A 13158-nucleotide genomic window follows, 5' to 3' on the forward strand; every position below is an offset into this window, starting at 1 on the left:
GTTCAACAGGAGACGCCGGGGACGTCCGACGCCGACTCGTAACCGCTGATCGCCGCCACCTTCTCAGCCGACGGCGACGACTCGTCGAAGCGGTAGCCCAGCCACTCCGACGCGAGCTTGCGGGCCAGCTCCAAACCCACCACGCGCTGGCCGAAGCACAGCACCTGGGCGTTGTTGCTCAGGATCGAACGCTCCACCGAGTAGCTGTCGTGCGCGGTGACCGCGCGGATGCCCGGCACCTTGTTCGCGCTGATCGCCACGCCCAGCCCGGTGCCGCACACCAGGAGCGCGCGGTCCGCCTTGCCCTCGGCGACCAACCGGGCCGCGTTGACCGCCACGTGCGGGTACGCGGTGTGCTCGTCCGAGCCCACGCCCACGTCGACCACGTCGGCGACCCGCGGGTCGTTCTCGAGGTCCTTCTTCAGCGCGTCCTTGTACTGCAGCCCCGCGTCGTCGGAGCCGACCACGATGCGCAGCGGCGCCTGCTCAGTCACTTCTGTTCGTCCTTCCTGTCACCGGCGAGCACCTCGCCGATCCGGGTCAGGGCCAGCGCCAACGACGTCGCGCCGGGGTCCGGCGTGCCGACGCTGCGCTCCGCCAGCGGGCGGGCGCGGCCGGTGCGGGGGCGCAGGTCCGCGGTCTTCGCCGCCGCGTCCGTGGCGACCTCCGCTGCGCGCGCCCAGGCCTCTCGGCCGCTCGCGCCGCCGTCGACCTCGCTGCGCAGCGCCTCCACGAACGGCACCAGCGCATCGACCAGGGTCTTGTCGCCGAGCTCCGCGCGACCCAGGCGCTGCACCGCGGCCAGCGCCGCCGACGCTCCGGCCACCAGGTCGCCCGGCAGCGCCGCGCGGTGGTCGGGCAGCAGGTCACCGAAGGAGCGCAGCGCCGCACCCCACAGGACACCCGAGGTGCCACCGGCCTTGGCCGCCCACGCGTCACCCGCAGCGACCAGCACCGCGGCCGGGCCGACGCCCTGCTTGGCCGCTTCCTCCGCCGCTTCGATCGCCGCCGCGCTGCCGCGCGTCATGCCGCGGCCGTGATCGCCGTCGCCAGCGATCGCATCGAGACGCCCCAGCTCCTCTTCCTTGTCGTGCAGCAGGTCCGCGATCGCGCGCAGGCCCTGCACCACGGTCGCCGCCGTCGCCTGGCCCTCCGGCGGGGCCACCACGGCCACCTTCTCCGGCAGCTCCGGCAGCTCCTCGTCCTCCACCGCCGCATCCGCGGCCGCGAGTTCGACGTTGCCCTTGCGGTAGGCCGGGGTGTCCGCCGGGGCCTGCCACAGCCGCTCCAGCTCGTCGTCCAGCCAGGTCAGCGTCAGCGAGCAGCCCGCCATGTCGAGGCTGGTCACCAGCTCGCCCACCTCCGGTGCGACGACCTCCACCCCGGCCTCGGCCAGCAGGCGGGACACCGTGCCCCAGACCACGAACAGCTCTTCGTACTTGGTGGCGCCCAGCCCGTTCAGGATCGCCGTCACGCGGCGGGAACCGGTCTCCGGCGCCTCCGCCAGCAGGCCGTCCACCAGGATCTTCGCCAGCTCCGACGCCGACGGCATCTCCCGCTCCGACACACCCGGCTCGCCGTGGATGCCCAGCCCCAGGCCCATCCGGCCCTCCGGCACCTCGAACAGCGGCTTGTCCTGGCCGGGCAGCGTGCAGCCGTCGAAGGCCACGCCCAGGCTGCGGGTGCGCGCGTTGGCGTGCTCGGCGACCCGCACCACCTCGTCGAAGTCGTAGCCCTCCTCGGCCGCCGCCGAGGCGATCTTGAAGACCACGAAGTCGCCCACCACGCCGCGGCGCTTGTTCTGCTCCGCCGCCGGGGCGCTGGCCACGTCGTCGGTGACCACCACGTTGTGCGCGCGGATCCCGTCGCGCTCCAGGCGCTCCACCGCCAGGCCGAAGTTCATGTTGTCCCCGGCGTAGTTGCCGAAGGAGAACACCACCCCGGCACCGCGGTCCACCGCGCGGCCCACCGAGTACGCGTCGTCGGCCGACGGCGAGGTGAAGACGTTGCCGATCACCGAACCGTCGGCGAAGCCCGGACCGACCACCCCGCAGAACGCCGGGTAGTGCCCGGACCCACCACCGGTGACCACCGCGACCTTGCCCTGCCGGGGCCGCTTGGCCCGCACCACACCGCCCGGCACCTGCCGGACGTAGGAGGGGTGCGCGGCCACGAAGCCGGTCACCATGTCCTCGGTGAACGTCGCCGGGTCGTCGTACAAGCGCGTCATCGCACTTCTCCTCAAGCAGCAGTCAGGAGCTCGCGCCCCAGTGCGGGCGGGCGCGGTCGATCGAAACCAGGTACTCGCGGTAGCCGCGTTCGTAGAACTCCACCGCGTTCGGGTGCGGCTGCACGGTACGCCGCGCCGCGGCCCACAGCTCGCGGTCCACCGGCTCGCCCAGCGAGTCCCACGCGGTCATGGCCGCGCCGCGCGCGCCCACGCCCTCCTCGTAAGGCACGTGCAGCGGCCGACCGAGCACGTCGGCGAAGATCTGGCTCCACGCCGCCGAGCGCGCCCCGCCGCCGCAGGCCGAGACCTCGCCGGTCAGCCCGGCGGACTCCAGGTTGTGCCGGGCCGCGTAGGCCACCGCCTCGCACATCGCCCGCACCAGGTCCGCCTGCGAGGTGTCCAGCGACAGCCCGGTGAACTGGCCGCGCGCGTGCGGCGCCACGAACGGCGCCCGCTCCCCCGAGGTGGACAGGAACGACAGCGCCGAGACGCCACCGGCACCGGGCTTGCTGCTGGCCAGCAGCGTCTCCAGCTGGTCCACCCCGGCACCGACCATGGCCAGCACCCAGTCCAGGTTCGCGGTGCCGACCATCGCCGGCATCACCCGCAGGTAGCGCTCCGGCAGCGGGGTGGCCAGCCACATGCCCGCGACCTCGCCCCGCGGGTCCACCGCGAACTCGTCGCGCAGCACCTGGCAGCCCAGGGTCGTGCCGATGACCAGGCTGCCGTCGCCGACGTTGCTGACGCCGGAGCCGAAGGCGCAGGCGGGCAGGTCGAACGGGCCGGCCGACACCGGCAGCCCGGCGGGCAGCCCGAGCTCCTTCGCCGCCTTGCCGTCCAGCGCGAACAGCTTGTTCGGCGGGGCGGGTTCGGCCAGCAGCCTGCGGTGCTCGGCGATCCCGCACGCCTCCAGCGCCTCCACCGAGTAGCTGCGCGTGGTCACGTCCAGGAACGGCAGCGAGGCGTCGGAGGCGTCCACTGTGATCTCACCGGTGAAGCGCTGCACGATCGCGTCCACGCAGTAGCCGGCGACCGCGGCCCGCTCCAGCCGCTCCGGGGAGTGCTCGGCGAGGTGTGCCAGCAGCGGACCCGCCGACCCCGGGAACATGCCCGACCCGGTCAGCCCGAAGACCTTGCGCTGCACACCGGACTCGCCCCAGCTGTCCAGGACGTCGGCGGCCCGGGCGTCCAGCCAGGAGATGGCCGGGCCGACCTGCTGGCCCTGGTGGTCGCGCAACCACAGGCCGTCGCCCTGGCCGGTGATGGCCAGGGCCTCGACCGGTTCGCCGGTGCTCTCGGCCACCGCGGCGACCTCCCGCACCACGCGGACCACCGAGCTGATGACCTCGTCGAGGTCCTGCTCCACCCGGCCGCCGGGCAGCCGGTTGAGGGTGCTGCGCATGCTGTGCGTGACCAGGGCGGTTCCGTCGCGGTTGAGCAGCGACGCCTTGGTCACCGACGTTCCGACGTCAACCCCGATGATCATGGCTGCAGGCCCTCGAACTTGGCCAGCACGTCCGGGTTGGCCACGAAGCGCGGGCGCTTGCCGTCGAGGAACAGCGCCACCTCACCGGCCACGATCTGCGCGGCGCGGTGCGCGGTCTGGCGCGTGGCACCGGCCAGGTGCGGGGTGGTGATGACGTTCGGCGCGTCGAACAGCGGCCAGTCGCGCGGCGGCGGCTCGATGTCGTAGACGTCCACCGCCAGCGCGCCGAGGCGGCCGGACTTCAGCATCTCCGGCAGGGGCGCGTAGTCCAGCAGGCCGCCGCGCGCGGAGTTGATCAGCACCGCGCCTTCCGGCAGCAGCTTGAGGTTGTCGGCGTTGAGCAGGTTCTTGGTCTCCGGCGTCAGCCGCGCGTGCAGGCTGACCACCGAGCTGCGCCGCAGCAGGTCGTCCAGGTCGACCAGCTCGACGCCGTCGCGCGCGGCGTCCTCGGCCTTGACGAACGGGTCGGAGACCAGCACGTGCGAGCCGAAGGCCTTGAGCACGCGGGCCACGATCTTGCCGATCGCGCCGTAGCCGACGAGACCGACGGTGGCGCCCTCGAGCTCGATCCCGGCGTTCTCGTAGGCGTAGTAGTCACCGCGCCAGTTGCCCGACTTCAGCTCGGCGTCGGAGCCGGGGATGCGGCGCAGCGCCGCCAGGGTCAGCCCGACGGCGAACTCGGCGGCAGCGGCGGCGTTGCGGCCCGGCGCGTAGCTGACGATCACGCCGTTGTCGGTGGCGGCCTGCAGGTCGACGTTCACCGGCCCGCCGCGGCAGACGCCGACGAACTTCAGGTTCGGGGTGGCGGCCAGCACGTCGGCGGTGAACGGCGCCATCTGGGTGGCCACGATCTCGGCGTCGCCCAGCGCGTCGAGCAGCTGCTGCTCGGTGCCGCTGGCCTCGTGCACGTTGCCGACCGGCCCGAACGGCTCCACCGGCCACGGCAGCTTCAGGGTGCTGAACTGCAGGTCGTGCGCACCCGCGCTGCTGCGCAGCGCGTCGACGAACACTTCGGGGGCGACGAAGTGGTCACCTGCGGCCAGGACGCTGGTCATGAGGACTCCTTTGTCACGGGGCTGGCTTGCGGCGCCACCCCGATTCTGCGTGCTCAGAACCGGGGTCGGCCCGCCTGGGGGAACGTGGTCGTCAGCTGCCGACCGGCTCGGGCAGCGAGCTCACCAGGCGCTGCCGCACGTCGTCGAGGTCCGAGGCGATGTAGCTGGCACCGGCCAGCGCGTCCTCGGCCGGGGGGTAGTCGGAGTTGGGGATGGCCACCACGGTCATCCCGGCGGCGGCCGCGGCGCGCAGCCCGTTGCTGGAGTCCTCGACCGCCAGGCACTGCTTCGGGTCCTGGCCGAGCTTCTCGGCGGCGGCGAGGTAGACGTCCGGGCTGGGCTTGCCCTTGGGCACCTCGGCGCTGGAAACGGTGGCGCTGAAGTGCTTGATCAGGCCGTGCCGGTCCAGCACGGCGTCGATCAGGCGGCGCGGCGCGGAGGAGGCGAGCGCGATCGGGGCGCGGGCGGCGGCCTCGGTGACCATCCGGGCCGAGCCGGGCAGCAGCTCGATCTCACCGCCGTCGAGGGCGGCGATCATGTCGTCGACCACGATCTTCTCGGTGGCCTCGGCGGATTCGGTCGCCTCGGCGAACTCGGCGAGGAAGGCCGACCACTCGGGAGCGCTCATGCCCTGGACCTGCCGGGTCTGCTCGACGGTCCAGGTCTTGCCGCGGGCGGCGGCGAACTTGGCCCACATCCGCTCCCACAGGTGCTCGCTCTCGACCAGGACGCCGTCCATGTCGAACACGACCGCGCGGTGGGCGCCGTTCGGCTGCTCGGACAGGGTCATCTCATACCTCCCGCACACTCACTGACGGGTCTCAAATTAACATGATCAACGTTAATTGTCACCCTTTGAATGATAGTTCAGTGTCACGTCCCTACCGGCCCGCTGCGCGCGGCAAGATGGCCGCATGGCGTCCGCACCGAAGAAGCAGTCCCCCCGCCTCCTGCGCCAGCAGAAGATCATCGACCACGTGGTCGCGCAGGGCTTCGCCAGCGCCGCGGAGCTGTCCGAGCTGACCGGCGTCAGCCTGATGACGGTGCACCGCGACCTGGACGACCTGGTCACCCGGGGTCTGCTCCGCAAGTACCACGGCGGGGTCTCCGCCCAGCCGTCCACGGTGTTCGAGAGCAGCTCGGACTTCCGGCTGCACACCCACACCGCCGAGAAGGACGCGCTGGCCAGGGACGCGCTGCGGTTCATCACGCCCGGCATGTCGGTGATGCTGGACGACTCCACCACCGCGCTCGCGCTCGCCCGGCTGCTGCCGGACGTCGGCCCGCTCACCGTGGTCAGCAACTACCGGCAGGTGCAGGAGACGCTGCGCGACGTGCCCGACATCCGGCTGATCGGCCTGGGCGGCGAGTACTCCCGCACCCACGACTCCTACCTGGGCCTGCCCTGCCAGGAGATGATCAGCGCGTTCTCGGTGGACATCGTGTTCCTGTCCACCTCGGCGATGAACGCGCGCCTGACCTACCACCAGGAGCAGGAGATCGTGCTGGTCAAGCGGGCGATGCTGGCCAGCGCGACGACCAAGGTGCTGATGATGGACGCCAGCAAGGTGGCCCGCTCCGCGCTGCACCAGTTCGCCCCGGTGAGCGCCTTCGACCACGTCCTGCTGGCCGGCGAGCTGGACCCCGCCCTGGTGGAGGAGATGCGCGAGCAGACCGACGTCCGCCTCGCGCCCCTGGAGTGACCCCTGGTACCGGTGTGAACACGCGGTGTGCTCCGGCGGGCGGTGCGCCGAATTTCTCCAAATTAACGTCTTGCGCGTTAATATGAACGAGGTGCATGATAGCCAGCACTCGTAGACCGGCCCGCTGTGAGCGTGCGCCGAGAACTTCCAATCCTTGGAGACAGTGATGTCCCAACAGACCACGGCGGAGACCGAGGCGACTCGCCCGGCCAGCGGACTCGACCGCATCGGCATCCCCAAGCCCCTGTTCTGGGGCTTCGTCGCCGTGCTGATCTTCATGATCGGCGACGGCGTGGAGACCACCTTCCTCTCGGACTACCTGCAGCAGCCCGAGGGCGGCGGCCTGCCCGGCTCGACCGCGGCGTTCGCCACGGTCACCATCTACGGCGTCGCGGCGATGATCGCTTCGTGGTTCTCCGGGACGCTGTCGTCGATCTGGGGCCCGCGCCGGGTGATGTGGCTCGGCGGCGCCTGGTGGATCGTGTTCGAGCTGCTGTTCCTGTTCGTGGCGCTGCCCTCGCACAACGCGACGCTGATCGTGGCCACCTACGGCATCCGCGGCTTCGCCTACCCGCTGTTCGCCTTCGCGTTCCTGGTGTGGGTGCAGATCGCCAGCCCGGTCAAGATGCGCGGTTCGGTGGCAGGCTGGTTCTGGTTCGCCTTCACCGGCGGCCTGCCGACCCTGGGCGCGGCGCTGGCCGCGGTCGCGATGGGCGGCTTCGGCCTGAGCCAGCACGGCACCCTGGTGCTGTCGCTGATCGTGGTCACCGTCGGTGTGCTCATCGGCAGCTTCGCGGTCCGCGAGAAGCACGGCCTGCAGCCGATCGCCGACGAGACCGTCGAGAACCCGCGCAGCCTCAAGCGGCTGACCGAAGGCGTGGACATCCTGTGGCGCGACCGCCGCACCCTGGCCGGTGGCCTGATCCGGATCGTCAACACCGCGCCGCAGTACGGCTTCTTCGCGATGTTCCCGTTCGTGCTGGGCCCGGCCACGCCGGGCGGCGGCTTCCTGACCGCCTCGCAGGTGGCGACCCTGGCGTCGATCAGCTACGGCGCGAACATCGCCGCGAACCTGTTCTTCGGCGTCTTCGCCGACCGCTTCGGCTGGCGGCGCACCATCACCTGGTTCGGCTGCGTGGGCTGCGCCATCGCGACCCCGGTCTGGTACTTCACCGCGGTGACCACGCAGAGCTTCGCGGTGACCGCCACCTTCGGCGTCGTCTACGGCATCCTGCTGGCCGGGTTCGTCCCGCTGTCGGCGCTGATGCCGTCGATGGTCTCGCCCAAGGACAAGGGTGCCGCCCTGGCCATCCTGAACTTCGGCGCCGGTGGTGCCGCGTTCGTCGGCCCGGTCGTGGTCACCGTGCTGTTCCCGCTGGTCGGCGGTGGCGGTGTGGCGATCGCGTTCAGCGTCCTCTACATCCTGGTGGCGATCCTGAGCCTGAAGGTCAAGGACCCGTCCGACCCGGGCGAGGCGCGCAAGCTGGCCGCGGCGGCGGGTGCCGTGCGGACCGCAGCCTGAGCGCACTGATCGTGGAGCCCGCGTCCCCGTCCGGGGGCGCGGGCTCACTCGCATCTTGCCGTCGTCGCCCAGCGCGACCACGAACCGGCCGTCCGGGGTGAGCGCCGGATCCCCCGCGGTCGGCCCGGGCACGGCGGTTCGGGCTGTGTCGAACACCTCGACCCGGCCGTCCGCACCGCGGACCGCGAGGATCGGCGGATTCCCCGCCGCCAGCGCCGGATCGGAGGTGGCCGCGGCCGCCACCCGGCGAACGACAGCCCATCCGGCCTGCTCTCCCAGCACCACCAGGTGCCCGGTCCCCGCCTCGCGGAACGCCGCGCAGGAGAACTTCCCGCGCGCCACCGCGATCGCCCCGGCCGGACGGTGCGCGGACGGCGGTGAGACGAGCTCCGCGCCGGTCCCGGTCAGCTTCCAGTGCAGCAGCCCGGCCCGAGCCGCGGCGAACACGTGCACCTCCCCCGCCGACGTGGCGAGCACCGACACGTCGTCGTGGACGTCAGCGCCCCCGAGATCGGTCCACTCCGGCGCGTCGGCGAACCTGGTGCTGACCCCGCCTGCGGGGTTCTTGACCGCGACCACGACCCGACCGCCGGGAACCACAGCAGCTGCTGGTGCGCCCACGTGCGTCAGCTGTTCGGCAGCACGGGGCGCACCGAGCGCGAGCCACGGATTCCCGTTCGCCCGCAGGAAGATTCCGCCGGTGTGCCGATCCTGCGCGACGATCGTGCGCGCGTCCGCGAGAACCGGCGAGCGCGGCACGAAACCGGGCGTGTCCACCACGGACTCCTCCGCCCCGGACCCCGCGATCAGCCGATCACCGCGCACGAAGACGTGCACTTCCCGTCCGCTGCTGCCGGTCGCGGCCCAGTTCGCCCCGCGCGGCCAGCGCTGCCGCATGCTCCGCAGCCACGTCGCGTACGGCTCGTCGAGGCTCACCACGGGATCGTGCCGGGCGTAGCGCTCGAAGATCGCCCGCTTGTCCGCCACCACCTCCGGTGGCAGGTTCGGCGGCGCGTCGGCGATGTCGTAGTCGCGGTAGTTCACGAGGTGCGCCGGGATCGCGGCGCGGCGCACCGCGGTTTCGGCGAACCGCGCGGTCATCACGTGGTCCGGGTGGTTGTGGTGGACTCCCCACTGCGGCTGGTTGCGGGGATCGGGCTCGGGATCGTGGGTGCGGACGATGGCAGGCTCGAACCGCCGGTGGAGATCGGCCAGCAGCCCGATGAGCGACGCCCGGTCGTGCTCGGCGACCGCCACCGCGGACCCCTCCGGCCGCAGCGTGGCAACCCGCGCGGCCGGGTCCTGCCAGAGCCGTGTGAGCGCGTGCTTGCCGCCGCTGGCGTCCGGGTCGTTGTCGTCGGGCAGGTTCAGGAAGACCAACCGGATTCCCGGCCGGGCCCGCAGCGCCTGCACCTCGACCTCCCGGCCGCCGATCCGCAGCACGCCGCGGCGCCAGTCGTCGACGGCCCCGGCCATCGCCGCGAACGCTGCTCGCGCACCGGCTTGCCGCTTCGCGGCGTACTGCGCGGCCGGGCGCACATCGCTCTCCCCGGCCGTCAGGAACACCGTGGTCACCTCCGCCCCGGACCGCACCGACATCGCCAGGTCCGGGTTCATGAACAGGATGTCGTCGTCCGGGTGCGCCACGACCTGGAGGTGCGAGCGCCCCGGATCCGCAGCGACCGGCGCGGCCAGCACCACGAGCAGCGCCACGACGACGAAGACGACAGCTCTCATCTCGACCCCCGCAGCGGTACCGCGGAGAGGACGGCGGCCAGCGCCGCTCCGACGCACAGCAGCGCGATGTGCCAGGCGAAACCGGGCGGGCTCCAGGAGAGCGCGAGCACGCCGTTCGAGGAGCTCGGGAGGCTCACCCGGAGCAGCCCGGCCTCGGTCGCTCCGACCGGCACGGGACGGCCGTCCACCTCGGCCCGGTAGCCGGGCCAGGCGAGGCGCGCGAACACGAGCTCGGACCGCTCCCCCGCATCAGCGAAGCGCACGGTCTCCTGAACCTGCCCGTGCTGCACGTCGTCGAGCACCCGCACACCGCGCGCCGCCCCCAACCGGCCCTCCGGCCAGGCGATGGGCGCTTCCCTGCTGAGCACGACGACTTCCGGGTCCCGCCGTGCGATGCGCCAGCCTTCAGGAGCCGCCGACACCTCGCGCAGCCGACGCTGCACCACGACGTGTTCGGCGCGGAGCTGATCGGCCAGCCCGTCTGGTTTCCACAAGCGGTCGTAGGCGTGCGGACAGGTGGCGCCGAAATAGTTCAGGCAGAGCTCGGTGTGCAGGGCGTCGTACCCGATTCCGGTGTAGGATACCAGATTCGCCATCCCCGCCGCCGCTGGCATGTTGCCGAACAGCAGCCGCGACCACGCCTGCCGCGAGGCGATCTGCTCGGGCGGGATCAAGCCGCGGTCGGCGATCTGCACGACGGTTCCGGTGTTGAGCGGGGCGAAACGCGCGCGCAACTCCCCCACGTCCGTAGGGAAGTTGTAGGCCGCAATGTCGCGGTTGACCGGGAACCACAGCACCTGCAACGCCAATACGCAGGCCGTACCCAGGTGCAGCACCGCAGCGAGCATCCGCGTGCGCAACACCAGCAGGACCAGAACGCCGACCACGAGCAGCGAAACCAGGTGCTTGGGCGCTTGCGCGGGCCACGCGGCGACCGCCAGGTACCCGGCCACCAGCATCGAACCGGCCGAACACGCCAACCTCACCTTGAACCGGTCGGTGCGCAGGCCACCGGACAGCGCGACGGCGAGCAGGACGGCGACGGCCAGGTGCAGCACCACGACGTTGCGCAGCGGCCAGCGGAACAGCCACAGGTTCGACGGCCCCAGGCAGAGCAGGAAGTAGCAGCCCGCCAGCACCACCGCGCAGCTGCGCCACCGGACGGCGCGCCAGTCCAGCCAGGCCAGCAGCGGAACCGCGAACCAGGCGAAGTAGGTCCCGGGCACCGACATCCGGAACGTGCCGAACGTGGGGATCTGCGGGAGGAACGACGGCAGGCTGGCGTTCAGGAGATCGCCGATGCCGGGCACCAGCTGGCCGATGTTGAAGAACGCGTACCCGGACCGCCACCCCACCTCCGATGCCGACAGCACCGGGCCGTAGACCAGCGGCAGCACAGCGGCCACCGCGACACCCAGCAGCACCAACCGCACCCGGCTCCGGCCGCCCTCGACCAGCAACCCGACGAACACCAGGCACAAGGCCAGCACGCTGTAGGGATCACCGGCCGAGACGCACAGGAAGCACAGCAGCCAGGCCACGAACGCCGGAACGCGGTCGGTGCCGCGCAACGCCCACCAGGCCCACGGCACCCAGGCCAACCCCATGAGCCCGCCAGCCCACGAACCGGCCTGAAAGTACAGCACGAATCCGGAGACCGGCAGCGCCGCACCGAGCGCCGAGGCGATGCCGCGGGTCGCGCCGTAGCTGCGGCACAGCAGGAACGTGCCGACACCGAGGATCACCAGGAACTGCGTCTTCACCACCGCCGCGGCGATCGCGAGGTCGCCGATCCACACCACCAGCAGGAAGTCCAGCAGGTGCACCGGGTTCCAGATCCCGAACAGCGCCTCGGCGGCCAGGTTCCCGCCCATCCACGAGTCCAGGTCCAGCGCCAGCGGCCAGTCCCCGGCCAGCAGCCGCTCCCCCAACCGGTGCCACATCGGCAGGAACTGCGCCGCGCTGTCGTCCCAGAAGTAGAACGACGGGTTCACCAGCAACGGGATCTGGCCCAACACCGCGACGACCGCGGCAACACCGGCCGCGACCGGCCAATCACCGCGGGGCGCCCCGCGCTGCGAGGTCAGCACCGCGCGGCTCGCGACGAACGTCGCGGGCAGCACGGCAGCACCCCCGACGAACGGCGCCAGCACCGGGTCCACCCCGACCGCGACCGCACCGGCCACCGCCGCCGTGCTCAGCCCGATCAGCGCCAGGTTCGCCAGCGGGAACAGCAGCAAGGTGCGGGCCTTGACCGGAACGCCGAAGGTGAACCGGCAGTTGAGCAGGTAGGAGCACAGCGTGGCCACCGCGGTCGCGACCACGTGCGCCAGCAGGTACGGCAGCAGCGCGAACAGGCCGAAGTAGACCGCGCAGTGCACGGTCGTGTTCGCCCCGCCGACCAGGGCGAACCGCCCGAGCTGCGCCCCGCGCCGCATCACGACACCAGCTCGGCGGGCCACAACCGGCGCGCCGCGACGTCCGCGCCCAGCTCCGGGCTGAGCTCCTTGACCAGGTAGTGCGGTCGGCGCTTGGCCTCGAAGTAGCTCCGCCCCAGGTACTCCCCGAGCACCCCGAGGAAGCACAGCTGCAGACCGCCCATCCCGGCCAACCCGACCAGCAGCACCGCACCGGCCGACGGCCACGAACCGTCCACAATGGCCTGCCACGCCGAGCGGACCGCCCACGCGCCCGCCGCCGACACCACCAGCGCACCCAGGTAGATCGAGGACCGCAGCGGTTTGGCGTTGAACGAGGTCAGCCCGTCGATCCCGTGATCGACCAGCGCGCCGAACGTCCACTTCGAACGACCGGACCGCCGCGGCACGTCGCGGAAGGAGACGTAGGCGGTGCCGAAACCGATCCAGGCGAACAGCCCCTTGGAGAACCGGTGGTGCTCCGGCAGCGCCAGCACCGCGTCCACCGCACGCCGCGACAGCACCCGAAAATCCCCCGCACCGTCCGGGATCCGGACCCCGGTGAACCGGCGGGCCGCGCGGTAGTAGGCCCGGGCCGGGAGCGACCGCCAGCGCCGCTCCCCGCTCCTGGTGCGGCGCGCGACGACCTGGTCGTAACCGGAGTCCAGCAGCGGCACCATCCGGCGCAGCAGCTCCGGCGGGTGCTGCAGGTCGGCGTCCAGCAGCGCCACGCGGTCGCCGCGCGCGTGCCGCAGCCCGCAGAGCATCGCCGGTTCCTTCCCGAAGTTGCGGCTCAGCGACACGTAGCGGAAGCGCGGGTTGGCCGCCGCCAACCGGCGGGCCTCGCGCAGCGTCCGGTCGGTGCTGCCGTCGTCGACCAGGATCACCTCGTAATCCCGGACGTGCTCGGACAGCGCTGCGACCAGCGCGTCGTGGAACCGTTGCAGTCCGCGCTCCTCGTTGAAGCACGGCACCACCAGCGACAGGTACATGGCAGGTCTCATCCGT

Annotated in this window: 10 protein-coding genes and 1 pseudogene; 3 read left to right on the plus strand and 8 right to left on the minus strand. The window is 72.0% G+C overall.

Annotated elements, in window-relative coordinates; all coding sequences use genetic code 11:
- Positions 1-2: 2 nt before the first annotated feature.
- The 5 genes from F1721_RS29665 to F1721_RS29685 all read right to left on the minus strand — a co-directional run bounded on the left by F1721_RS29665 (position 3) and on the right by F1721_RS29685 (position 5561).
- The gene (locus F1721_RS29665; RefSeq protein WP_150070120.1) at positions 3-494 is read right to left on the minus strand and encodes a ribose-5-phosphate isomerase; all 492 of its coding nucleotides are present in this window, start codon (positions 492-494) and stop codon (positions 3-5) included.
- On the minus strand, positions 491-2230 hold the full coding sequence (locus tag F1721_RS29670; protein WP_150070121.1) for a dihydroxyacetone kinase family protein: 1740 nt from the start codon (positions 2228-2230) through the stop codon (positions 491-493). Before F1721_RS29670 ends, F1721_RS29665 begins: the two co-directional genes overlap by 4 nt.
- A gap of 22 nt (positions 2231-2252) precedes the next feature.
- Positions 2253-3716: an FGGY-family carbohydrate kinase gene (locus tag F1721_RS29675; protein ID WP_150070122.1), complete on the minus strand. Its 1464-nt coding sequence runs from the start codon at positions 3714-3716 to the stop codon at positions 2253-2255.
- Positions 3713-4771, minus strand: coding sequence for a 2-hydroxyacid dehydrogenase (locus F1721_RS29680; protein ID WP_150070123.1), 1059 nt, complete (start codon positions 4769-4771; stop codon positions 3713-3715). The genes F1721_RS29675 and F1721_RS29680 overlap by 4 nt, the downstream gene beginning before the upstream one ends.
- A gap of 91 nt (positions 4772-4862) precedes the next feature.
- Positions 4863-5561, minus strand: coding sequence for an HAD family hydrolase (locus tag F1721_RS29685; RefSeq protein ID WP_170301651.1), 699 nt, complete (start codon positions 5559-5561; stop codon positions 4863-4865).
- 124 nt (positions 5562-5685) lie between these two features.
- Here F1721_RS29685 and F1721_RS29690 point away from each other — a divergent pair, with 124 nt between their 5' ends.
- From F1721_RS29690 to F1721_RS34620, 3 genes are all read left to right on the plus strand, one after another.
- A complete protein-coding gene (locus F1721_RS29690) occupies positions 5686-6474 on the plus strand; it encodes a DeoR/GlpR family DNA-binding transcription regulator (protein WP_150070124.1) in 789 nt (262 codons plus the stop codon).
- Between the two features lie 166 nt (positions 6475-6640).
- Entirely contained in the window at positions 6641-7996 is a 1356-nt protein-coding gene (locus F1721_RS29695; protein WP_150070125.1) for an MFS transporter, read from the plus strand.
- Between the two features lie 769 nt (positions 7997-8765).
- The gene (locus tag F1721_RS34620) at positions 8766-8954 is read left to right on the plus strand and encodes a hypothetical protein (RefSeq protein WP_170301652.1); all 189 of its coding nucleotides are present in this window, start codon (positions 8766-8768) and stop codon (positions 8952-8954) included.
- Positions 8955-9082: 128 nt separating this feature from the next.
- Here the strand turns inward: F1721_RS34620 and F1721_RS35715 are convergent.
- The 3 genes and pseudogenes from F1721_RS35715 to F1721_RS29710 all read right to left on the minus strand — a co-directional run.
- A pseudogene (locus F1721_RS35715) lies at positions 9083-9733 on the minus strand (PIG-L family deacetylase); the annotation flags it as partial.
- Positions 9730-12171 (minus strand): GtrA family protein, encoded by a 2442-nt coding sequence (locus tag F1721_RS29705; protein ID WP_150070164.1) that lies wholly within the window; start codon positions 12169-12171, stop codon positions 9730-9732. The gene F1721_RS29705 and the pseudogene F1721_RS35715, both read right to left, overlap by 4 nt.
- Positions 12171-13142, minus strand: coding sequence for a glycosyltransferase family 2 protein (locus F1721_RS29710; protein ID WP_150070126.1), 972 nt, complete (start codon positions 13140-13142; stop codon positions 12171-12173). Before F1721_RS29710 ends, F1721_RS29705 begins: the two co-directional genes overlap by 1 nt.
- Positions 13143-13158: the final 16 nt, after the last annotated feature.

This window comes from Saccharopolyspora hirsuta, from assembly GCF_008630535.1.
Taxonomy (GTDB): Bacteria; Actinomycetota; Actinomycetes; order Mycobacteriales; family Pseudonocardiaceae; genus Saccharopolyspora; species Saccharopolyspora hirsuta.